General features: G+C 50.1%; 17 protein-coding genes and 1 pseudogene. 5 read left to right on the top strand and 13 right to left on the bottom strand.

Translation table 11 applies throughout. From position 1 onward, the window contains the following. Positions 1-7 precede the first annotated feature (7 nt). A pseudogene (locus tag QZ323_RS05055) lies at positions 8-1,380 on the bottom strand (AAA family ATPase). 395 nt (positions 1,381-1,775) lie between these two features. Between QZ323_RS05055 and QZ323_RS05050 the strand changes: the two are divergent. Then, positions 1,776-3,569: an ABC-F family ATP-binding cassette domain-containing protein gene (locus tag QZ323_RS05050; protein WP_294633327.1), complete on the top strand. Its 1,794-nt coding sequence runs from the start codon at positions 1,776-1,778 to the stop codon at positions 3,567-3,569. Positions 3,570-3,840: 271 nt separating this feature from the next. Further along, a complete protein-coding gene (nudC, locus tag QZ323_RS05045; RefSeq protein ID WP_294633326.1) occupies positions 3,841-4,692 on the top strand; it encodes an NAD(+) diphosphatase in 852 nt (283 codons plus the stop codon). Between the two features lie 99 nt (positions 4,693-4,791). On the opposite strand, the gene QZ323_RS05040 is transcribed toward nudC, so the two are convergent. The 9 genes from QZ323_RS05040 to QZ323_RS05000 all read right to left on the bottom strand — a co-directional run bounded on the left by QZ323_RS05040 (position 4,792) and on the right by QZ323_RS05000 (position 15,343). Continuing rightward, entirely contained in the window at positions 4,792-6,534 is a 1,743-nt protein-coding gene (locus QZ323_RS05040) for a phospho-sugar mutase (protein ID WP_294633324.1), read from the bottom strand. Positions 6,535-6,739: 205 nt separating this feature from the next. Further along, a complete protein-coding gene (locus QZ323_RS05035; protein WP_294633322.1) occupies positions 6,740-8,383 on the bottom strand; it encodes a C69 family dipeptidase in 1,644 nt (547 codons plus the stop codon). Positions 8,384-8,491: 108 nt separating this feature from the next. After that, the gene (locus QZ323_RS05030) at positions 8,492-10,102 is read right to left on the bottom strand and encodes a M23 family metallopeptidase (RefSeq protein ID WP_294633383.1); all 1,611 of its coding nucleotides are present in this window, start codon (positions 10,100-10,102) and stop codon (positions 8,492-8,494) included. A 188-nt stretch (positions 10,103-10,290) separates the two neighbouring features. Beyond that, entirely contained in the window at positions 10,291-10,971 is a 681-nt protein-coding gene (locus tag QZ323_RS05025) for a DUF4858 domain-containing protein (protein WP_294633321.1), read from the bottom strand. 132 nt (positions 10,972-11,103) lie between these two features. Continuing rightward, positions 11,104-11,571, bottom strand: coding sequence for a DUF4943 family protein (locus tag QZ323_RS05020; RefSeq protein ID WP_294633382.1), 468 nt, complete (start codon positions 11,569-11,571; stop codon positions 11,104-11,106). 241 nt (positions 11,572-11,812) lie between these two features. Next, positions 11,813-13,084 carry a porin family protein gene (locus QZ323_RS05015; protein ID WP_294633320.1) on the bottom strand — a complete coding sequence of 424 codons (1,272 nt, stop codon included), beginning with the start codon at positions 13,082-13,084 and terminating at the stop codon, positions 11,813-11,815. Beyond that, positions 13,071-13,622, bottom strand: a complete 552-nt coding sequence (locus QZ323_RS05010) for a sigma-70 family RNA polymerase sigma factor (RefSeq protein ID WP_294633318.1) — start codon at positions 13,620-13,622, stop codon at positions 13,071-13,073. The genes QZ323_RS05015 and QZ323_RS05010 overlap by 14 nt, the downstream gene beginning before the upstream one ends. Positions 13,623-14,109: 487 nt before the next feature. Further along, complete coding sequence (gene nadC / locus QZ323_RS05005; RefSeq protein WP_294633316.1) at positions 14,110-14,958, bottom strand: carboxylating nicotinate-nucleotide diphosphorylase; 849 nt, start codon at positions 14,956-14,958, stop codon at positions 14,110-14,112. Next, the gene (locus QZ323_RS05000) at positions 14,951-15,343 is read right to left on the bottom strand and encodes a DUF4783 domain-containing protein (RefSeq protein ID WP_294633314.1); all 393 of its coding nucleotides are present in this window, start codon (positions 15,341-15,343) and stop codon (positions 14,951-14,953) included. The genes nadC and QZ323_RS05000 overlap by 8 nt, the downstream gene beginning before the upstream one ends. A gap of 250 nt (positions 15,344-15,593) precedes the next feature. Here QZ323_RS05000 and rlmH point away from each other — a divergent pair, with 250 nt between their 5' ends. Continuing rightward, the gene (gene rlmH, locus QZ323_RS04995) at positions 15,594-16,067 is read left to right on the top strand and encodes a 23S rRNA (pseudouridine(1915)-N(3))-methyltransferase RlmH (protein WP_294633312.1); all 474 of its coding nucleotides are present in this window, start codon (positions 15,594-15,596) and stop codon (positions 16,065-16,067) included. A gap of 172 nt (positions 16,068-16,239) precedes the next feature. On the opposite strand, the gene QZ323_RS04990 is transcribed toward rlmH, so the two are convergent. The 3 genes from QZ323_RS04990 to QZ323_RS04980 all read right to left on the bottom strand — a co-directional run bounded on the left by QZ323_RS04990 (position 16,240) and on the right by QZ323_RS04980 (position 21,316). After that, positions 16,240-17,649, bottom strand: a complete 1,410-nt coding sequence (locus QZ323_RS04990; RefSeq protein WP_294633311.1) for an aldo/keto reductase — start codon at positions 17,647-17,649, stop codon at positions 16,240-16,242. Positions 17,650-17,681: 32 nt separating this feature from the next. Beyond that, positions 17,682-19,193, bottom strand: a complete 1,512-nt coding sequence (locus tag QZ323_RS04985; protein ID WP_294633309.1) for a 4Fe-4S binding protein — start codon at positions 19,191-19,193, stop codon at positions 17,682-17,684. A 218-nt stretch (positions 19,194-19,411) separates the two neighbouring features. Beyond that, positions 19,412-21,316 (bottom strand): TonB-dependent receptor, encoded by a 1,905-nt coding sequence (locus QZ323_RS04980; RefSeq protein WP_294633307.1) that lies wholly within the window; start codon positions 21,314-21,316, stop codon positions 19,412-19,414. A 608-nt stretch (positions 21,317-21,924) separates the two neighbouring features. Between QZ323_RS04980 and QZ323_RS04975 the strand changes: the two genes are divergently transcribed. Both QZ323_RS04975 and xerA read left to right on the top strand, forming a co-directional pair. Then, a complete protein-coding gene (locus QZ323_RS04975; protein ID WP_294633306.1) occupies positions 21,925-23,466 on the top strand; it encodes a class I SAM-dependent DNA methyltransferase in 1,542 nt (513 codons plus the stop codon). Between the two features lie 46 nt (positions 23,467-23,512). Continuing rightward, positions 23,513-24,505, top strand: a complete 993-nt coding sequence (gene xerA, locus QZ323_RS04970) for a site-specific tyrosine recombinase/integron integrase (RefSeq protein WP_294633304.1) — start codon at positions 23,513-23,515, stop codon at positions 24,503-24,505. The last annotated feature ends 1 nt before the right edge of the window (position 24,506 follow it).

Raw genomic sequence — 24,506 nt, 5'->3', positions numbered from 1 at the left:
TAAGGAGTCAGACCTCCTCGCAAACTACCATCTCCATTCCCTTATACACCACCACAACCTTGTGCAGTTGCGTATCGCCTATGGCTTTCTTCACCGTTTCGGTGCTTCGTCATACGTACTCAACAGATAGGTATAGAGCTGTTCTTGCACAACCAGGTTGGGGATGATAAGTTTGGTCTTTCCCTTGTACAGACCACCGATGGAAAGCATGCCGAAGTAAAAGAGCAGGCTCACGAAGTTGTCGGGATTGGTCATGCCTGAGGCGGGGAATCCCCGTTTCAATTCGCCGGTGATGTACCCCTGCTTTACTAAGGTCTGTATGATGGAAGCGTCGTGGGCGAACTCCTTGTCCTTGCGGATGAGCATACGCAGCTTTTCGTAGTCCATACGGATATTGTCCTCCACCATGTTGCGCGGAGAGGTACCCCATTGTATATAGTTCTTGACGAAATAGAGCACCATGTTGGAGTTATACATGGTGGTTTTACCGTAGCATTCTTCGGCAAAGCAGTAGTTGTCGTACCAAGGTTTCATCAGCTCTATCAATTCGTCCACACTGTGCTTGAAAGGGCTGTTCGTGGAATAATAGGTCAGCATCTCGCGCACCTCCTCTTCGGTGAAGCCCATCAGTTCGTTAAATTCGGGTGAGAGGGAGTAATTGGTGCCGATGTTGAAGCCACTCGTCAGGTCGTCCATCGTCACGGGACTGACACCGGTGATGAAACAACGTCCTATGCTTGAATAAGTGCCTGCCTTAATCTTGTTGAAGAAGGCACGCAGATAACCTTCGCCATGTGTCTCGTTAGTGTAACGGTACAGGCTTTCGGGATTGGAAAGGATGGAATTGGTGAAGTGGTCGTATTCGTCGATGAAGAGATATATCTTTTGACCTGCTTTCGCACATTCCGTGTATAGAAATTCAAATTGTTCGACCGCTCCGTCCTTTCGGTCCAACTGTTCCCTGATGCCTTGAGGAAGATAGTCGGCATAAATATCACAGAAATAGTCGAACATCGTCTGGCAATGCGCATCCAGCCCCTTTCGGTAGTCATTCAGTTCGCCCACAATACCCGAAAAATTGAGATAGAGCACAAGGTAACTGTTACGGCTCGGCGTAGGGTGCTGCCCGATATAGAGGTCACCGAACAGTTTGTCAAACTGGTCACGTGTACGAATGTCATAATAGTGTTGCAGGATATTCAACGTCAGACTCTTACCGAAACGGCGGGGACGGATGAAAAAGAAGAAGCGATCCGCCTCCTCTATCATAGGAATGAAGTGTGTCTTATCCACGTAATAATAGTTTTCGCAACGAATATCCGCGAAATTCATCATGCCGTATGGCAAACGTTTTCTGTTCGGTACTACATATCCCTTCATAATTTCCACGCCTTTTAAGAAGTTACTTCTAATCAGAAACAAAGGTAAAGCCTTTTTGTTGCTTTTCCAAACGGTATGCCACTAATTTGCAGGATTCATGCACGGCTTTCTTCACGATATCCCATCGTCTCCCTATTGCCTCTTTCAAAAGAAATGCTTACCTTTGCCACCGATAACAAACCATTACTCCAATGAGAATTTCCAAGTAAAGACAATACCTATCCGGTAAACTTCTCAATAAAATCCTACGAATATCTTTTTCGCCTCGCGAGACGGTTCAGTTCGTCCCGTAAGCTGAAAATATTCACCTCACGAGATGATTTTTTTTGTCCCGTGGGACGAATTTATCCGTCCCACGAGACCAATAGATTAACACACACTATTTTCTTTTTATCATGAGTATCATTATCAGAGACCTTAGCTATGCACATCCCGACAAGGAAATCCTCTTCCGCCACCTCAACCTGACCATCAACCGCGGAGAGAAAATCGCACTGACCGGAAACAACGGTTGCGGCAAGTCTACCCTGATGCGGATTGTCGCCGGAGAGCTGTCTCCTTTGGGCGGCACGATCCACCGTCCCGAACATCTTTACTACGTGCCCCAGCATTTCGGCCAGTACGACGACATGACCGTGGCACAGGCCTTAGGGATAGACCGCAAACTGGAAGCCTTGTACAGCATCCTGAACGGAGATGCCTCCGAAGCACATTTCGCCACACTTGCCGACGACTGGACCCTCGAAGAGCGCGTACACGCTGCCCTGACGGCATGGGGAATGGATGGCACTCCCCTCACACGCCCGTTGAACGGCCTCAGCGGCGGAGAAAAGACCCGCCTGTTTCTGGCAGGCATGGAGCTGCACGCTCCCGATGCCATCTTGCTGGACGAGCCTACGAACCACTTGGACGCGAGGGGCAGGGAACGGCTGTACGAGTTTGTGAAGCGTACTTCCGCCGCCCTCCTCGTCGTCAGCCACGACCGCGCACTGCTGAATCTCCTGCCCGCCATCGGCGAACTGTCCGCCAACGGGCTGACCCTTTACGGCGGAAACTATGACTTTTTCAAAGAGCAGAAGAGCATCCGCCTCAACGCCCTGCAAGAACAACTGGAGGAGAAACAGAAAGCCCTCCGCCTTGCCCGGAAAGCCGCCCGCGACATCGCCGAACAGAAAGCGAAGCAAAACGTACGCGGCGAGAAAGCGTCCATCAAAAATGGCGTACCGCGCATCATGATGGGCGTCCTGAAAGACAAAGCGGAGTCCAGCACCAGCCGGCTGAAAAGCGCACAGGACGAGAAAGCAGGCAAGTTGCAGCAGGAGATGCAAAGCATCCGGAACGCCCTTCCGCTTGCCGAGAAGCTGAAAACCGATTTCAGCGCCCCCACCCTGCACGAAGGCAAGACGCTGGTCACGGCAACGGAACTCAATTTCCGCTATCCGGACGCCGGGCATTTCCTTTGGGAACGCCCGCTCAACTTCCAACTGAGAAGCGGCGACCGCATCTGCATCGAAGGGAACAACGGCAGCGGCAAGACCACCCTGCTGAAGCTGATTTGCGGAATGTCGCCGACGGAGCACCGTATGCTTTCCGCAACTAATCGTACTCCTTTCGCAGCCGATAGCACATCTTCTGTAACAGAGGCATCTTCCGTAACCGAGATATTTTCCGTAACAGAGATATCTTCCGTAACAGAGATATTTTCCGTAACAGAGGCATCTTCCGTAACTGAAGTATCTTCTGCAACCGAAGTATCCTCCACGCTTCCCGTCCTGACCGGCAACCTGGAGCGTGCCGACTTCAGCTTTGTCTACCTGGACCAGGAGTATTCCCTGATCCGCAACCACCTCAGTATCCTGGAGCAAGCAGAATTGTTCAACCGCCGCCTGCTTCCGGAGCATGAGCTGAAAACCATACTGAACCGTTATCTCTTTCCGGCAACCGTCTGGCGCAAGCCCTGTTCGCAACTCAGCGGCGGAGAGAAGATGCGCCTCTCCTTCTGCTGCCTGATGATTGCGGATAATGCCCCCGATGTCTTCATTCTGGACGAACCAACCAACAATCTGGACATCGAAAGCATCGGAATCATCACGGAAACCATACGGAACTATACCGGAACAGTGGTCGCCGTATCGCACGACAAGGAGTTTCTGAGGGAGATTGGCACGCTTGTCACTCATACAATTTGAGATTTGTGCTGCTTTTAGCCAAAATAATTTTGAGATTCATGTGATAAAGAGCATAAATCCACATCACCAACACATCTACCGTAAAAACAATAGTGTCACAATACAAATAAATACGCTATCTTTGCGCACATCAAAACCACATCTTATCTGCATAGGCCGTTCTATATTTAAGACTTCAGACATTAATCATCCCATCTGAAGCGCACTCAACGGAGTCTCACGAACGCCTTAGAGATAAGCAGGATTGATTGATCAAAAAAATGTATGAACAATGGAGAATGTAGAGAAACAAGATATCACACAGTGGTTCGTCTTCTTCAAGGACCAACTGCTGCTAAGAAAAGAAGATAACGGAGAAGGAGGAATCGTATACAGCGTGCCATGCGGAACACAGCCTCCCCTGCCTGCTCATGCGGACAGCACGATTCATGAAGACGGCACGACGCATAAAGACGATACGTCGCATGGAGGCAGCACGATTCATGAAGTATGCCTGCCCACTGGCGAAACTGTGCGCGCATTAGCCATCAGCCAGCCCATAGAGGAGACGGAAGAGTGGTTCATGGTCAACCTGCGGAGTTCCTACGAATACATCACTCCGGAAGCATACAGAGCTGCCGGAAAAGCTTACCAGATTCTATACTGGGACCAGCACAGCCGTTTCTGCCCCGTATGCGGCTCACCTACCGAACAGCTGACTAACATCATGAAGAAGTGCCCTGCGTGTGCCCACGAGATATATCCACCCATCTCTACCGCCATCATCGTGCTGGTGCGCCGCGGAGAAGAGATCCTGCTGGTGCATGCGCGCAACTTCCGCGGCACGTTCTACGGACTGGTAGCAGGCTTCCTCGAACCCGGCGAAACACTGGAACAATGCGTGCAAAGGGAGGTGCTGGAGGAGACCGGACTGAAAGTAAAGAACATCACCTATTTCGATAATCAACCCTGGCCCTACCCCAGCGGACTGATGGTGGGATTCATCGCCGACTACGAAAGCGGAGAAATCAAACTGCAACAGGAGGAACTTAGTGCCGGAGCCTTCTACTCCAAAGACAACCTTCCCGAACTCCCACGGAAACTGAGCATAGCCAGAAGAATGATAGACTGGTGGAGAAAATAAAAAACGAACGTTCCCCCGCTACAGAAATACTCTTGTAACGGGGGAACATTCTATAGAAGCAAGTCCTGATGTGCTTCACATCAGGACTTGCAAATATCATCAGATGCCGAGCGACTTGCGGACAGCCTCTACCTTTTCTTCGGCAGCGGCATTGGCACCGGCATAGCACTTCGAGCAACCCATCTCGCCCTTCACTTCGATATAGAACTTGATCTTCGGTTCCGTACCCGACGGACGAACGGAGATCTTCGAACCGTCTTCCGTGAAGTATTGAAGCACATTAGACGTCTCAGGCATATCCAGGTCTTGTACGTTGCCTTGGGCATCGGTAGCTTTCAGGCTCTTGTAGTCTTTGATCAGCGCAACGGGAGAACCTCCGATCTCTTTCGGCGGATTGGCACGGAAGTTGTCCATCATAGCCTTGATTTCATCGGCACCACTCTTACCCGGCTTCACAACGTTGACTGTGGTTTCCTTGGAGTAACCGTACTCTACGTAGATATCCATCAATACGTCATACAGCGTCTTGCCCTGGTCTTTTGCCCATGCACAGATCTCGGCAAGCAGGGAACATGCAGAAACGGCGTCTTTGTCACGGACAAAGTCTTCGGCAAGGAAGCCGTAGCTCTCTTCGCCACCACCGATGTATTGCTGTTTGCCTTCGCTCAGACGGATCTCACGTGCAATCCACTTGAAACCGGTGTAGCAGTCGCGCATTTCAATCTTGTTCTTGTCTGCTACTGCCTTAATCAGCTCGGTAGTCACAATGGTCTTCACGATGAAATCGTTGGGGTTCATCTTGCCCGTAGCGATACGGTTCTTGATGATGTAGTACAAGAAGATCAAAGCGGTCTGGTTACCGTTGATAAGCACCCATTCGCCCTTGTCGTCCTTGCAAGCCATACCTACGCGGTCGGCATCCGGATCACTTGCCATCACGATGTCGGCATCGATCTTCTTCGCCAATGCAATGGACATGGAGAGGGCTTCGGCATTTTCGGGATTGGGAGATACCACTGTGGGGAAGTTACCGTCCTTCACCATCTGCTCGGGCACACAGTTGACATTCTCAAATCCCCATACTTTCAGTGAGGCAGGAATCAATGTGCGTCCTGCACCGTGCAGCGGAGTATAGACAATGTTCAGATCCTTCTGACGCTTGATCACTTCCGGGTCGATGGAAATGGAATGTACCTTCTCCAAGTACACCTTGTCTACGTCTTCACCGATAATCTGGATCAGCTCCTTATTGCCGTCGAACTTGATGTCGGCAACGGTCACCTTGTTCACCTCGTCGATGATGGCAGTGTCGTGCGGAGCAAGCACCTGTGCACCGTCGTTCCAATAGGCCTTGTAGCCGTTGTATTCTCTCGGGTTGTGGCTGGCAGTGATATTGATACCGCTCTGGCAACCGAAATGGCGGATGGCAAACGAAACTTCCGGCGTAGGACGCAGGTCGTCGAAAAGATAAACCTTGATGCCGTTTGCAGAGAAGATGTCGGCGGAGATTTTGGCAAACTTGTCGCTGTCGTTACGGCAGTCATAGCCCACAACTACGGAAATCTGCTCTTCGTCCTTGAAACATTTGTTCAGGTAGTTGGAAAGGCCCTGCGTAGCGGCACCTACCGTATAGATATTCATTCGGTTGGTTCCTACGCCCATTATGCCGCGCAGACCGCCCGTACCGAATTCCAGGTCTTTATAAAAACAATCGATCAACTCTGTCTTATCTTCGTTCTCCAACATACGTTTCACTTCTGCCTGAGTTTCGGCGTCGTAAGCCGGGGTAAGCCACATCTGGGCTTTCTCAGTCACCAACTTGATCAGTTCTTGATTTTCCATATAATTATCTATTTTAGAGGTTAATATCTATTTTTCTGCCTGATAAGTCATGCGTAACTGCCTCATGCGGCTCATCGACGAATGAAACCAGTCACGCACATTTATCGGCTTGTAAGTTACAAATGTAGGCGAATAAGTTTAAATATCCTACTTTTTTCACTAAAGATTTACACTATCCTGTGCAGTTTTTGCAGGAATGCACCGGTTATTCCGGTATGCGATACCGTTCTCCCGTCTGTTTCACGTATTCTTCCAGGAACTCTTTCGGATATCCGGGACGAACCACACCTGCCGGCTGGCCGATGGCATTGCGTTCGAACTTGCCGTCTTTCATGCGGCGGACTACACCGTCATTGTACTTCACGATAAGGAACTCGCCAAGACGCTTCCAGGTGTCGAGTGTGCTTTGTGCAACCAAATCGGTATAGTTGGAAAGGAATTCCTTTGCTTGTGCAGGATCTTTGGCGTAGAGTTTGGATGCGGTAGCCTCGATGCCCTCTTGTGCTTCGCGGAAGGTAATTTCCAGTTCGGCTTGAGCGGCACGCACGTCGCCCACCATCAGGTCGTAACGGGGATAGACCATGTTTGCCACCCAGTTGAAAATCCAGAAAGCAGAGTTCCAAGAGAAAGTGATATAGTCGGCTCCGTCCACACGGGAGTAGCATACGGGCACCTTATTCGTGCAGCAATATACGGGAGTGAAGACCGTCAGGTTGGCATCGTCCGTACCGAACCACAGCACACCGCCAATGGCATCGGGCATGGAAGAGCGCATCTGGGACACAAACACGAAACCGGTCTGCTGCGTGGAGATGGGGCGTTCGTTGAAGTAACTCTTGTCGCCCACCTTGAAGGAGAGCGGAGAAAGGCGGTAAGGAGTGTGGTACGGACCGGCACCGAAGTCCTTACTGATGTCCAGCGGAGTGCCTTCGTAATGGTCGCGCATGGCGTTCTGCACATCTTGCACGGATATCTTCCGGTTAGGTTTCAGATAGAGGGGCATGGGGCGGTCGGTCTTACCTTCGATGTAGGGAAGGAATTCTTCGCCACGGTCGGTGAACATATTGAAGTAGCTCCATACACGTGCCTCGCAGTAGCGGCGTGCACCGAAATCCAGAGGTGCATAAGCGTCGGCAAAGCTGAAATCCTTGTTCACCCCATTGAAGTAGCCTTTCTCGCGGGCAAAAGAGATGACATCGGAGGAATACATGCAGTTATTCTTGTCGTTCATGTCGAACTGGTGGATGCGTGCCTGATTGGCATGTGCCGAGATGCAGTCGTCGGGGATGCGCACGGCCACCCATACGGCACCACGCACGCCGGGACCTTTGCCTATCATCTCCATGATCCAGATTTCGTTCGGGTCGGCAATGGTGAAAGATTCGCCGCTGCTGTAGTAGCCGTACTCTTGCACGAGGTCGGTCATCACCTTGATTGCCTCACGGGCGGTGCGGGAGCGTTGCAAACCCAGATAGATCAGGCTTCCGTAATCAATGACTCCGGTGGTGTCCACCAGTTCGGGACGACCGCCGAAAGTGGTTTCGGCAATGGTCAGCTGAAACTCATTGATGTTGCCGATGACGTTGTACGTCTGGCGTGCCTGTTCTATCTTGCCCAGATACTTGCCGGTGTCCCACTCGTGTATGTCAATCAGTGTGCCTTTCTTGTGCATGCCGGCAGGATAATGATACAACTCGCCGAACAAGCCGTAGGAGTCGGCAGAATAAGAAACAATGGTAGAACCGTCCGTGGAGACATTCTTACCTACAATAAGATTGGTACATGCCAGTGCATTCACCACTGCCACCGCTACCAACAAGACGGAAAGGGTCAGTCTTTTGCTTTTCATACTTTGTTATGTTTATAAATTGGTTATTGTTCTTATATTGGTTATTGTTCTTATACAAATTATATTTTAGGAGTTCTTTAACTACTCGGTCAGATGACAAAGATATCCTCACCACACGAACGGAACACGCTTCGTGGTGCGGTTGCCACAGCCATCGGTCACTGTGATTTCCACGACATGCCTGCCCCGCTCTACGCGTTTAGGGTCAATCTCGTAAACCAGGTTCCCACTGATGGAGTTGGGTTTGCCGAACAGGACATACTTTCCGTCGATGGTACCGCGGTAGGTGCTGATGCCTGTCTCTTCATCTTTCGCCTTGAACACGATGCGCTTCGTAGCGCCCCACTGCTTCGGATTGAGCGGAGTGACGGTAGGAGGCACGGTATCTATGCCGACGGTGTACGTGCCCAGCTCGCGGATGGTGGTCTTCATGAAACCGTCTTCGTACTTGCCGCCTACGCTATACTTCCTGCCGCGTGCATCCACTCCTGCCACATAATACTTCGTCATGTCCTCCACCGGACAGTGGCGCAAGCCGATACGCAGTTCGCAACGGCCGTGAAGAGGAATGCGCGTGTCGTTCAGCTGATAAGTGAAAGCCACATCCCCACTGTCTGCACGCACGGCATAGTTCAGATAGGCATCGTCATAGAGCATCCCGCGCGGAACCACCAGCGAAAGCCCAGGCTCCTGCACGTAGTTCACCTTGTTCCAGCGGAAGACGTACTTCTCGCGATACTCTACGGGAGGAATCTCCATCCGCTTGCCTTGCACGGTAAACGAGACTTTCGACGTGTTTCCGAAAGCATCCTTCAGGGTATAGGAGAAATCGTAAGGACGTTCCTCATTGATGTCTATCAGTCCCCGGTTGCCGTTGGAGGCATGCAGCATCCGCAGCGTATTGCCCGGTTCGATGAACGACTTCATATATTGCCCGTAGGTCCACGAGTTGATCATGCGGTTCTCTTCTTCCGAGAAGCGGTCCACCACGCTCCGGAACACCTCTACGCTGTCCACCTCCAGCACCACTGTGTGCACACCGTAGCGATTGCTCGCCCCATCCATATAGTCGTATGCACGGATGCCCGCTCCGACCATTCCCCAAGCAGTAATCGGCTGCTTGGGATGGAGGGGAAAGGCGCGGCGTTCCGACGTTCCGTCCACCACTCCCCTGCCGGGTTGCGGAAACAGCATGATACCTTCGGCACGCGGGGCGACATTGTCCTTCACCTGCTTCTTGAAGAAAGCCATCGGATCGACGTAATCGTCCGTCTCCGCCTCGAATACGTCCAGATGCAGATGCGGGCCGAACGAATATCCGGTGTTGCCGCTCAGGGCGATGACCTGCCCTGCCTTTACAGCATACTCGCCCGGTTCGGGAACAATCTCCACTTCCCATGTCTCCTTTTCATACTGCAAGTCTTCCACCCTGCGTGCCACGTCGCCGACAAAGGCACTGAGATGGCGGTTGATCGTCTTGTATCCATTGGCGTAGATCACATCGAGCACATAGCCCGAACCGTGCGTGACGCGGATGCGGGATATGTAGCCCTCCGCCAATGCCCGCACGGGCTTGCCTATCGTGCCACCGGTCTTGAAGTCGAGGCCTCCATGAAAATGGTTGGCGCGTATCTCACCGAAATTACCGGAGAAAATCATCGGAAAGTCGAAAGGCGGAGAGAACGTCGCCTCCTGTGCACAGGCAACCCCGCCCGACATGAACGAGAAAAGTAAATATATAGCTGGCTTAAGATATCTGTTCATCAGGTGTAATCTTTGTTTTAACGCAGGCAAAGATAGCATAAACCGCGAGCAGAATAAAATGAACTTGTTCCTTTTTTATGCCGAAGGCATGGCTTTTTCATGGGGAGGAGGGAAAGAGAGAAACTCTTTCCTGATAAAAAGCATCATTCGCCTTGGGATGTTCTCTGCATCTGTACTGTAATGGAGTCGCCATACTCCCGCAGCACTTCGAGCGTACGCGCCCTGCGTTTGCGTCCCTTGAAGTCCCAAAACTCTTTGGTGAAAGGCGTCATCAGGTCCAGACCACCTATGCCGGCTCCACCGCCGGCGCTCTGCCAACTGCCTACCGCCATATTATTCGCCCGCTCCGTCACGCGATAGCGCAAACCGGTAGCTTCTATTTCCTCCAGGCTCTTGCGCATTCCTTTATCCAGAGGGCGCTTTGCCCAGTTGGTATAGGTCTTGCGTGTGACCAGTTCATGGAAAGGATTGCCACGCCACGTATTCTTATCTATATTGATTTTCTTCTGATACACCGGGTCCCAGTTATACTTCGTACGCGCGTTATAGGGGCGCAGCGTCAGGACGACTTTCTTCTTCGGCACTTCGGGTATTTCGGGCAGCGTCGTGTTGAAGTCCATCCACTGCTTCTCCTCCGACATCCGCAGTTTGCCCATATACGGTTCCTGCTCCAGCTCTTTCAGCGCCTTCGGGTTCAGTTTCAGTTCCCCCTCTCCGTCCAGCAGGCGACGTAGCCGCAAAGAGTCCTGAGGGGTCCAGTCTTGGGCGCAAAGAGGAAGGACTGCTGCAAAAAGCAGTCCGATTATAGTGCTGTATGTTCTCATTAACTTGTTTTCTTACTCTCTTGTTGACTTATCGACTTACCGTCTTACGGATTTACTGTCTCATGAATTTACAGTCTTACGGATCTACAGTTTTACAGTTTTACAGTTTTACGGATTTACAGTCTCACTGTCTTACCACCACATATATCCGCTTCCGCAAAGCGGTTCATCGTAACAGGGGTCTATGGTCCACATCGTGCGGGGATACTTTCGGTTCTCCCACCAACGGCGGTAACGGGCGGCGGCATCCTGCACTTCGTCATCGGACAGGAAATAGATACCTTCGTAGTTTTCCGCATCGACATGCACCATCTTGCATCCCATCGAGGCATTCTGCCCCAGACGGACGGTTTCCACCGTCCACAAGATACACTCTCCCAAGCGGAGCTTGCCTCCTGCCGAATAAGAGACCGGAGCCAACGGAAAAGAGGGAATCACCGTCAGGTCTTCGGCATACTTCAGCAAGCCTTCTATGTCATTAACGGTAAAATGGGGCACAGTGTTCAGCCCGTCTGCATTTTCCGGCGAATAGGTGCCTTCCTTCAGCTGTTTTACAAACAGGTCGACATCCGGATTATTGGGGTCGAACGTCTCGTCCATGCAGGACACCAAGGAGAAGCACAGGCTGAGCAGCAATGCCAGCACAACAGCACAACATGAATGGCGTGAACAACGTGAATGATATGAACTGCACGAATGATATGAACGACATGAATGATATGAACGACATGAACGATATCGGCATAAGTCGAACTTGATTCGCATGCCGGAATCTAATATAGTACGATTAAATAATATACAATGAAGAGATAGAGATTTCATTTCTGTATCGTTTCTAAGGTTAATAGACCATGCGGACACCGCAAAGCAGATTCAAGTTCGTCGGACGTTCCGTGCGCAATGTCCTTGTCCGGGAGTCCGTATCAAAATGATGGGATACCGAAGGCTCGGCAAACAGGGCTATCCGGTCGTTCAGCTTATAGCGGACGCCCAAGCCTGCCATAGCGGACAACTGTAGGGGTTCCGCTCCGAAACAGTTGTCTTCGGCTCCGGACAGGCACTTCTCGACTGCTCCGCCCAGCGTGGCATAGAGATCGACTTTGGATGCGCTTGCCAGCATCGCATTCAGTTTGACGGGAACCGCCAGTGTGTGCAAGACGCGCTCTCCTTCACCCTCCAGACGGTTGTACTGCAATCCTGCCTCAAGAGAGAAATGCCGGTTCAGGCGGCGTTCTGCCGAGAGGTTTGCCGTGAGGGGCATTCCGAAACCGGATTTCGGCAACGAAGTGCCTACTCCTGCCTTGAAAGCCCAGTTCCGCCTTCTGCCTACCGCATCAGCACCGGACACGGCTGTTTTCTCCGCATGCGAAGAGCAGGAGTTGGAGGCTGTAGTGCCGGTCGTATTCTCCGTATCCGCTGCTGCATAATATCCGTTTCCTTCACGACTTGAGGCGTTCTGCCCATACATGCCGTTTCCCCGTTGCGGATGATTGCCGTAGAGGTGCTGACGGATGGTGATGGAAACGGTGACGGACAGGGATTCGTTCTCTTCTTCATCTTGAGCAAACGCCACGGCGGACGATGCCGGTCCGGGGTGTTTCTGTCCGGGATCAGGCACCGCCGGAACGGTGTTATGAATCGAAGGGAAATTCTCCTGCACCACATCTCCGTTCATGTTGCCTTCCGGTGTCAAGGTAGCTACCTTCGTAAACGCCTCTTGTATCTCATCCTTCGGAGAGAAATACCAGAATGCGGCAGAAGCGGCTCCCAGCACCATGATGACGGAAGCGGCTGCCGCCACACGGTGGAACCGTGGAACGAGCAGAATGCCTTTTCGCCTTTGTCCGGACAAGCCGTCAGCAGCTCCGGACAGACAGTCGGCAGTCTCGGACAGACAGTCAGCAGTCTCGGACAGGCAGTCGGTAGTCCCGAACGAACTGTCGATCGCTCCGGACACGGCAGCGGGAGTGGAGCGATCGGTTCCGGCTTTCGGAAGTCCGGCTTGCAGCTCTTCCCAGAATCCGTCCCGCACCGTCATCTCTACACCCGAGAGGCGGCTGCGGAACAAACCGGTTATTTCGGCTTGAGCCGTTATTTCATCATTTCCTTTCATACGCTGTATATTCTTTAATTCTTTTTGCTAACAGGTTCTTGGCACGATGCAGCTGCGAGGTGGACGAATGTTCCTTGATTCCAAGCATTTCCGCGATCTCCTTGTGCGATTTCTCCTCGAAGACGTACAAGTTGAAAACGGTGCGGCAACCATCGGGCAACTCGGCAACGAATGCCATCAACTGCTCCTCGGAGAGGCAGCTTCCCGCCTCGACAGTGCTTGCTTCGTCGGGGAGGTCGGGCAGTTGCGCTTCGTTGGTCACCAACTGGCTGATGCGCTTCTGCCTCCTCAGGTAGTCTATCGCCTGCGTCACCATCACTCGCGTCACCCATGTGGCAAGTGCGCATTCGCCACGGAACGTGAAATGGGTGAAGAGCTTGATAAACCCATCGTGCAATACGTCGTGTGCCGCGTCGATATCGCCCGTATAGCGGTAGCATACCGCAAGCATCTGCTTGGCGTAAAGGGTGTACAATTCCTTACGGGCGGAATCTTTCCCTGCCCGGCAACCCTCTACCAGTTCTATCTCATTTTCCAATGTCAGTGCTTTTTTTTTAAAAAACGGACGCCGCTTCGCGTCATCTGTCTGTTAGACGCAGTTTCACGGAGAATGCTGCAAGATTATTTCTAAAAAGAAGTTAAAGAATAACGTTTTCGTCCTACGAGACGGATTTTTTCGGCTCACGAGACGGATTTATTCGTCCCACGAGATAGATTTTTTCGGCTCGTGAAACCATTTTTTTCGGCTCATGAGATGAAATGATTCGGCTCACGGGACAAAAATGATTCAATTCACGGAACAAAATGATTCGGTTCACAACAGGACGTTTTTTTCCGGTTCACGAAGAGGTGAAAAAAAGAAGTCGGGCGTACGAAAGAATGAGGGCGCATACAAAAGAAAGGAGTGTATCAAAACGCTCTTTTCATGAAAAATATCCCTACCACAGACAACTGTAGCAGGGATAAATAGTTCACAATTCGGGCATTATAACATGCCCTCATTTTTCCGGATTATGCCCTTTCCTTTAGCATGCCTTGAAACTCATGTCCAATCCTTTCACGGAGTGAGTGAGGGCGCCCACCGAGATGAAGTCCACACCACACTCGGCATAGTCGCGCAACGTGTCGAAGGTGATGCCGCCGGAAGATTCGGTCTCGTAGCGTCCGCCTACCATCTCGACGGCCTTCTTCGTCATCTCAGGCGTGAAGTTGTCGAACATGATACGGTCCACACCGCCCAAATCGAGCACTTGCTGCAATTCGTCGAAGTTACGCACTTCGATTTCGATCTTCAGGTCCTTGCCTTTCTCCTTGCAATACTCCTTGGCACGGTTGATGGCTTTGTCGATGCCTCCGGCAAAGTCGACGTGGTTGTCTTTCAGCAGGATCATGTCGAAGAGTCCGATACGGTGGTTCACGCCGCCGCCTATCTTCACTGCCATCTTTTCGAGCATACGCATGCCCGGAGTGGTCTTGCGGGTGTCGAGCACACGGGTATTCGTGCCTTTCAGGCGTTCGGCATACTTGTGCGTCATGGTGGCAATGCCGCTCATGCGCTGCATGATGTTCAGCATCAGGCGTTCCGTCTGCAACAGAGACTGCACCTTGCCTTCCACCACCATAGCCACATCGCCCGGCTTCACTTCGGCGCCGTCGTTGATGAACACTTCCACTTTCATGTCGGGGTCGAAACGGCGGAAGACTTCCTTTGCCACTTCGATGCCTGCCAGTATGCCCGCTTCCTTAATCAGAAGTCTGGATTTCCCCATCGCCGTGGCGGGAATGCACGACAGGGTGGTATGGTCGCCATCGCCAATGTCTTCGGCGAATGCCAAATCGATCAAACTGTCAATCAGTTCTTTTTCTTTATTCATTTGTCTTTTCTATTCTTATTTGATGTATGACATATTTGTTCTGCACTTTTCTAAAGAAACAATTCACCCGAAAGTTTCCGTTCTTGGTCCCCAATGTACCGATGATGAAACTGGATTCATCACGTTTTCCCTGATGGTTCACGTCAAAACAGCTGACCTTGTTGTCCGCAAAGAAGGACGACATCGTTCTTTCAGCTGTCTGTTTGTCGGCATTGGTGGGACGATTCTGTATGATCAGATCCACCTTGTCCGCCAGATACCTGTTCAACTCCTGAGAGTTTCCTTTCTTGAAAGCCACAATCACCCCTACAGGCGTATCCTGTGCCCAAAGCGAGGATATGCCCAAGACGAGACTGGCAAACAATAAAACTACTCGTTTTTTCATAATCACAAGTATTTGTTTGAGTTAGCAAGAAGTCGGATATATGGCGTACGGACGGAGTTTTCTCCTTTTCGGAGCAGGCGCTTTTCCTTATTTATATAGGAGTTTTCCCTTTTCATACAGGAACAAAAAGCCGCTCTTCTGCCTGCCAAATCTTCCTCTTGTTAACTAAATATATACGCAAAGGTAAGCATTTATTATAAAATACAACAATAAAGTACTAATTTTGTGCGCAAATCATAACCAAAACAGCATGAAAACAACCTTACTCGTAGTAGGAAGAACCGTAGAACAGCATTTTATCACTGCCATCAACGACTATGTGCAACGCACGAAACGCTACCTGACTTTTGAGATGGAAGTCATAACGGAACTGAAAAATACCAAAAGTCTCTCGATGGAGGTGCAGAAAGAGAAAGAAGGCGAACTGATATGTAAAGCCTTCCAGCCGGGCGACGTCATCGTGTTGCTGGACGAAGGGGGAAAGGAGATGCGTTCCATCGAGTTTGCCGACTATATGAAACGCAAAATGAATACCGTAAACAAGCGGCTTGTGTTCGTCATCGGAGGCCCCTATGGCTTCTCGCCCAAGGTGTATCAAGCGGCACACGAGAAGATCTCCCTCTCCAAGATGACCTTCTCGCACCAGATGGTGCGGCTTATCTTTGTGGAGCAATTGTATCGGGCAATGAACATACTCAGCGGAGGACCTTATCATCACGAGTAAACCCGCAGCGGTGACAGTGCGTCTACATTGATATCCTCCGCCCCTACCCCCCCAAAAAAAACGGCCTGGTTTTCCAATCATCGGCCCTTAGGAATAGAAAAGCCGCTAACACCTTTGCCTCTCATCCGGCAACGATATCAGCGGCTTTTGTTACAGAAGTAAGCGCGAAGCCCTATTTACGGGAAGAGTTTTCCAACTCCCCGTCCTGTTTCAGCTGTTCCACAAAGGTATCAATGCGTTGCAACTCCTTGGGGATATTGATATTCTGCGGACAGTGGGACGAACATTGGTTACAACCGATACAATGGCTTGCCTGACGCAGACGAGGCACACTCCGGTCGTATCCGATGAGGAAAGCACGGCGTGCCTGCCTATAGTTTTCGTCCTGACGGCTCTTGGGCACGTTGCCTTCGTTCACGCATTTATTATAATGTATAAGTATCGCCGGAATGTCGATGCCATAGGGACAGGGCATACAGTATTTACAGTCATTGCAGGGCACCGTGGGATATTTCAGTATCAGTTGTGCCGTCTCTTCCAGGAACTCCTTATCGTCCTCGGTCAGAGGAACCAACGGAGAGTAGGTACGGATGTTGTCCTGCAAATGCTCCATATACGTCATGCCGCTCAACACGGTCAATACCATCTCCGGAGAACCGGCAAAACGGAATGCCCATGATGCCACACTGTCTTCGGGACGACGTTGTTTCAGACGTGTCATGATGTGGGTAGGTACGTTGGAAAGGCGGCCTCCCAGCAACGGTTCCATGATGATTGCCGGAATGTTACGCTTCACCAGTTCTGCATACAAGTACTCCGCATTCACATTACGTTTCGAAGCATGTTTCCAGTCGACGTAGTTGAGTTGTATCTGCACAAAATCCCACTTCACTTCGTCGTGAAGGGAAAGCGCATAATCGAACGTATCTACCGAACCGTGGAAGGAGAAACCCAGATTGCGGATGCGCCCTGCCTCCCGCTCTTTCAGCAGGAACTCGATCATACCATTATTTATATAGCGCGCCTTGAAAGCTTCCGTTCCGCCGCCGCCAATGGAATGGAGCAGATAATAATCGATATAGTCCGTCTGTAGGTCTTCGAAGGACTTGCGGTACATGGCAATGGAGTTTTCACGGCTGTAATTGCTGAAATTGGAGAGCTTGGTAGCAATGAAAAGCTTCTCGCGAGGATGACGTTTCAGTGCAATGCCCGTCGACTTCTCCGACCATCCCTGCACATAAACCGGAGACGTATCGAAATAATTCACTCCGTGGGCAATGGCGTAGTCCACTAATTCGTTCACGGCATCCTGGTCGATGATGTCTCCTTTTCCGTCCGTCGAAGGGATGGTCGGCCAGCGCATACAGCCATAGCCGAGCAGGGAGACACGGTCTTTCTGCGTGGTAGAGGTACGATAGGTCATCTTGTCGATAGGCACAGGAGTGGAAGCACTACCTCCGGCAGTCACCCCGTCTTTTTGCTTGCAGCCGACGAGAGTGGCAGTTGCCGTAGTGGCGGCTGCGCTGATACCTACGATTTTCAGGAAATCTCTGCGGCTGATGTTTTTATTATGTTCTTCCATATATGTTTCTAACATTTATCACATTACTATTATTAAATCACCCGATGGCGTTCATGCCCCTCGACATAGATGGCACTGAACGGACGTGCCGGACAAAGATTCTCGCAGGCACCGCAACCGATGCAACGCTCTACATTGACAACCGGAATCTTCGGCGACTTGTCATCTTCGGCATCGGAAAGCACCATCGTGATGGCACCGGACGGACAATGGCGGGCACAATTGCCACACTCTACCCCATCCGTCAGCGGCACGCAGTTCTTCTTGATCCATACGGCATGGCCTATCTGGGTAGATGACTTATCGGCAAGGCTGATGGGGCGGATGGCACCCGCGGGACATACTTCGGAGCACTTGGTACATTCGGGACGGCAATAGCCGCGTTCGTACGACATCTCCGGCTGCATCAGCGTCAGCAGATTGCCGGACGGACGCAAAACCTGATTGGGACATACCGACACGCAGAGCTGGCATGCAGTGCAGTGTTGGGTGAAATGGCGTGCCCCCAACGAGCCTGCGGGATAGATAGGTGTCGCACGTTCGGGAATCTTCTTGTCTTCGATGACAGCCAGACCACCGTCCACTTTCTTCTCCTGCGCTTTCAGCAAGGTAGTGGCAGCAAACATAGTTCCGGCAGAGAAAAAGGCGCGACGTGCATTATCCACTTTCTCCGTTGCCTGACCGCTGTCCGCTTTTCCGGCAGCCGCGGAGGAGGGTTGCACTTGCTTGCGCGGACGTTCATAGCGGATGGCTCCTTTCTTACACTTTCCGAGGCAGTCCATACAGGCTACGCAGCGGCTATAATCTATCTTGTGGTTTGCCGAGTCGATGCAGGATGCCTTGCAGTTGCGTGCACACAAACCGCAGCTGTTACACTTGCTCGTATCGATCACCGGTTTCAACAAAGAGAAGCGCGACAAGAATCCCAGCACCGTGCCCACCGGACAGATGGTGTTGCAGTAGGTACGTCCGTTGCGCCAAGCCAACACGGCAAGGATGACGAACGTCAAGGCAGCTACAACAAATGTTCCCACAGACTTCACCCATACATCTACGGAATAGAACATATAGCTGTCCGCACGTTCTGCCAGATAGGCAAGCAGATTGTTTCCCCACTGATAGAGAGGGACGAAAAGATTGGAGGCGATGCGTCCGTACGCACTGTATGGCGCAAGCAGCGCAGCCAAAGAGCCTACGCCCCCTACCAAAGCCAATGCAAACACAGCCAACACCCCGTAGCGCAACCAATTGAGCGCAGGCGAATAGGAGTAGCGGTTCTTCTTCTGTTTTTTACCCAGCCATGCCGCCACGTCCTGAAAGACACCCAAGGGGCATATCACCGAACAATACACACGTCCCAAGAGCAGCGTCAATACAATCAGGGCGATCACAACCCCTACATTCAGTGCCAACACCGCAGGCAGGAACTGAATCTTAGCCATCCAACCGAACCAACCGTGCAACGTCCCCGTAAAATCGAGGAACAGAAGCGTGATCAGCACGAAGAAGAAGATGGCAAACGTTAGTCTGATTTTTCGTAACATACTTCTTTTCTTATGAATATTATTTATTTAAGTTTCACAAACAATCTATATATGTAGTTCATCAACTCACAAACTTATCAAATCATATATTTATCAAATCACATACTTACAAAGGTATCAACTTATAAAGGTATCTATCGGTCGAGAACTCCCGTTTACTCCGATAACTCCTCTTTTCACCGTTCAATTCCGTTTGACTATATAAACCAAATACTTGCTTAAAAACTTATGTTTATTCCCCCCATGAATGTGGCTTTCGGCATCGGATAGCCGGCTATGATCTCGTAACGTTGTGCCAGCAGGTTCTCGCCGCGCACATAGAACGACAGGAGGCGGCTTGCCTTGAAGTCCGCCTGTACGTCCCACAGTACGAAGTCCTCTTTGACGTCCGAATCCAGTTCGGTGTAAAGCCCTTTCACGTACTGGATACCGGTAGATGCGCTCCAACGCCCTCTCTTAAAGTTCACGCCTCCGTAGAGTTTATGTTCGGGAGAAGCCAGCACCGGATGCTCCATGTGGAGCCAGCTGTAGTTTGCCGTGAGGCTCCACATCGGATTGAGGCGGTATCCGATGTTCGCTTCCGCTCCCCAGTTCTCTATCTTGCCTGAGTTCTGATTGAGCATTCCGCTGCCTGCCGGATTGGGAAGGCGCAGAATGAGGTTGTCTCCATTGATGTAGAAGAGGTTTACACCATACGACAGACGGTGTTCCATGAGATGTTGCGAGAAGGAAAGCTCATAGTTCCACAGTTTCTCGGGCTTCAAGTCCGGATTTTGCGGGGGAAACATATACATCTCGCGAATGGTAGGATTACGGAATCCTTTGCTTGCCATAGCCTTGACTTCGGCGTCCTGCGGGAGGTGGAAAGCCAATCCTACCTGCGGTACAAACTCCGTTCCCGTCTGCGAATGATGGTCCACACGTGCGCCGGCATCGAACGTGAGCCAGGAGGCAAGGTCTTGCCGGAAATCTACGTAACCCGCTACTTCGTCCAGCGACTTATCTGCCGAAGTCTCGCGGTGCCCGTCGGAGAACCGGTTCCATGCTTCGCCGCCAAAATGAAAATAATCGACACCTACGGTCACGCGGTTTCCTTGGAAAAGTTGCACACTCTGATGCCACGACAGACCGAGCATCTGGTCATTGGAGTTGAAGCGATAGTCCAGCGGATTGCTGCCGGGCTGATATCCATCGTTTATCCAATGGTCACCCCAATTGTAGAAGAAGGTCAGCGCTCCCGACGTCCGTTTGTAATGGTTCTCTAAGGCGAAGGATGTCATTCCGCGGGTGATACGCTGGTCGTTGTCGAGGTATGGGCGATCTACTGTTCCCGGATTGGTGGCATTGAAGCGGGTGATGTTGACGTCTCCCCACAGTTTCCAGTTGTCCGTGAAGTCATATCCCAGCTTGAGATATCCGCCGTACTGTTCAAAAGCCATATTGGCGCGATGCCCGTCCGTGCGGTTATAGGAGGCGGTCACCGCACTACTGAAGCGTCCTTTCCGGACGCGGTTGGTCGCTTCGGTCTGTATGGTTCCGTACGAACCGGCACCGAGGTGGATATTTGTGTTCACCCCGTCTCCCTGCATCTTACGTGTAACGATGTTGATGACACCTCCCATCGCATTGGAGCCATAGAGCACCGATGCCGGACCTCGAAGCACCTCCACACGCTCAGCCATCATCGACTGGCAGGCATCGGCAATGGGATGCCCCATCAAGCCCATGTACTGGGGATGTCCGTCGATCAGGACCAGCAATCCGGTAGTAGGCAGTCCGGCTTGGGCAGGACCTCCGATTCCGCGCAGTGACATCTGACCTGATGCTCCGGTGGATACTCCATAGCCCAATACACCACGCGAAGTGGAAAAGAATCCGGGAACCTGTGCATTCAGCACCGGAAGTACGGAGCTTTGTTTGCCGGCTTCGAGTTGCGGGCGCCCCACTACCGAGACGGTCATAGGCAAATGGCGCACGTCCGTCTCGCTGCGTGCTCCTGTCACTACTACTTCATTGATTGCATAACTGCCGGCTATCTGCAGGCTGTCTCTATTTGTCTGTGCATGCATGCTTACTGCCCCCAACAGACAGCAAGCACACAGTATCATTCTTTCTTTTCTCATCTTTACTGAAAACGTTCTTACCTAATACTATTAATTTAGGTCACAAAAATAGGAATTGTATCCCTTATTTCTTATAAACAAATTACTGTTATGTATACCAAAATTACAGATCACACTATTAGTAAGTAGAGAATTGAGAGCTCCCTCTCCACTTCCCAAACTGCTCCTTTGCAAAGAAAAGAAAAATTATTGAAACATAAGACAAAGAAAGATACAAAAACAGAAAAACGGAAATAAATAGGGAAGAGAAGCAAACGCCACATACACTGGGCAACAAAACACACATTTTTACAACAAATTGATATTCATTCTTTTATAAACGAAATCGAAGCAAAAGTTTGCAATTTAGTACCATTTTAGTATCACTATTTTGTCTTTGTATTTATAGCACACAAAACCTTCGTATTTTTCACATGCATGTACACATTTTCTTGAATTACGCAAGGAAAATCGGGAAAAAGGTGTTAACTTTGCAATCAAAATTCAACTGCGCTAATGACCTGAAGAATAAAAACGATAAAGCAACATATGAAACTCCTTCGCTGTCTTATGGGCTTTGGTCAGCCTCGCAGGGATAGCGGCGGAGTTTTCCGCTTTTATATACGACAATGGCAAAAAAGACAAAAACAAAGGACGTAGTAAAGAAAACCATCGAGCAAACATTGTGGGATTCGGCAAACGAATTACGTGGCAATCTTGATGCAGCCGAGTATAAAAGTGTGGTACTTGGACTTGTGTTCCTAAAATATATCAACGACTGCTTCAAAGTTAAGCATGACGAACTTGTTGCTGAAGGTGAAGGCTTTGAGGAAGACCCAGACGAATATATTGGCGATAACATATTCTTTGTTCCTGTCGATGCTCGTTGGGAGAAAGTTGTCAATGCCTCACTTACTGCCGAAATCGGAGCTGTCGTTGATGCGGCAATGGAAGCATTGGAGAAAGAAAACAAGCAGCTCAAAGGCATTCTTCCCAAGAACTATGCTCGTCCAGAACTAGATAAACGCCGCTTGGGTAACGTAATTGATATTTTTGAAAACAACCTCCACTTTACAGGTTCGGAAGCTCGTGATGTGCTTGGACGCGTATATGAATATTTTCTTGGAGAATTTGCCCGTGAAGAAGGCAAGAAAGGTGGTGAGTTCTACACCCCTTCATGTGTAGTCCGTACCATAGTTGAAGTTATTCAGCCTTATAAGGGAAAAATCTTTGACCCTGCTTGTGGTTCGGGCGGTATGTTTGTGCAGAGTAGTAAGTTTATTGAACGCCATCAGGGTAATATCAATAAAATATCCGTTTATGGCCAGGAGCTTAACAGCAATACGTGGAAATTAGCGCAAATGAACCTTGCCATTTGTGGAATTGAAGCCAATTTTGGCGATAGTTTCGGGGATTCCTTTCACGATGACAAACATCCATTCTTGAAAGCGGATTTCGTAATGGCAAATCCACCGTTTAATATTTCCAAATGGGGTGGTGACCAGTTACGTGACGACCCACGTTGGCAATACGGTATACCACCGGAGGGAAATGCCAACTTTGCATGGATGCAACACATGTTGTATCACTTGGCAGACAATGGACGCATCGGCTTGGTTCTTGCCAATGGCTCGCTATCCTCACAACAGGGAACAGAGGGAGATATTCGTGAAAACATTGTCAAAGCCGATTTGGTGGAAGGTATTATCGCCATGCCATCCCAACTGTTCTACAATGTGCAGATACCTTGTTGCTTGTGGTTTTTGACAAAAAAGAAAGCACAACCGGGCAAAACGCTTTTCATAGATGCTCGTAACATGGGCTATATGAAAGACCGCACACACCGTGAACTCTCTTGTGGAGAAGAAACGGAGGAGCATGGCAATGACATCGCACGTATCGCAGATACTTTTGAGCAGTTCCGTGCTGGAACGCTTGAAACCGAAAAGGGATTTTCAGCCATTGCAACAATCAAGGATATAGAGAAGCAAGATTTTATCCTCACCCCCGGACGTTATGTCGGCATAGCCGAAGTGGAGGAAGACGGCGAACCATTTCAAGAAAAAATGGAACGCCTCACTTCCGAACTGTCTGATTTATTCGCCCAGTCGCACACGCTCGAAGACGAAATCCGCAAGCAATTGGCAAAAATCGGCTTCACCGTCAAGTGATATAGCTTCTACTCTTCGTTAGGTTCACCATATAATAACGAAGAATATGAAAGAAAAATTAATTCAGGAAATCAGCACCGCAATGACAGAAGTGTTAAGTTTTGAACAAGTAACTCACCTTAATAGCGTATTGCTTCAAATTGTAAGCCAATACACTATTACCGAAGACGGCGAGACACTGCACGAAAATGCAGCGTCTAACGACCGCCTGCTTGACATATTTCTGTCTGCAAAACAAGTGGAGGGTTGCACTACCCCGACAATCAAATACTATGGCTCTACCATTCGACAGCTATTCAAGAAGATGCCTAAAAAGGTGACTGACTACACGACCGAGGACATTAGAGCCTACCTTGCCGTATTCCAGCGAAAAAACAAATCAAGTAAAGTGACTATTGACAATATCCGTCGGATATTTTCCTCATTTTTTTCTTGGCTCGAAGAAGAGGACTACATTATCAAAAGTCCCGTCCGCAGAATACACAAAGTAAAAACAGGTACACAGGTAAAAGAGGTATTGAGTGATGAGAATATCGAACAGCTCCGTGACAATTGTACTAAAATCCGCGATCTTGCCATTATCGACTTACTAGCTTCAACTGGTATGCGTGTAGGCGAATTGGTAAAACTCAATCGAGAAGACATCAACTTCACAGAGCGTGAATGTATCGTATTTGGCAAGGGTAACAAGGAACGCATCGTTTACTTCAATGCCCGTGCAAAGATTCATCTACAACAATACTTAGCTTCTCGCAAAGACAGAAATAAGGCTCTTTTTGTCTCTTTAGCTAAACCGCATAAACGCTTGGAGATTTCGGGGGTAGAAACTCGTCTGCGCAAAATTGGCCGCTCTGCAAAGATCGTGCGTGTTCATCCTCACAAGTTTCGCCGTACATTGGCAACAATGGCTATCGACAAAGGTATGCCTGTGGAACAAGTGCAACGCTTACTTGGTCATGTCAAGATTGATACTACCATGCACTATGCAATGGTGAATCAAAACAATGTCAAACTCTCACACCGTAAATTCATAAATTAGC

This window comes from uncultured Bacteroides sp., from assembly GCF_910585845.1.
GTDB lineage: Bacteria > Bacteroidota > Bacteroidia > Bacteroidales > Bacteroidaceae > Bacteroides.
This window is presented reverse-complemented; position numbering and strand designations above follow the sequence as displayed.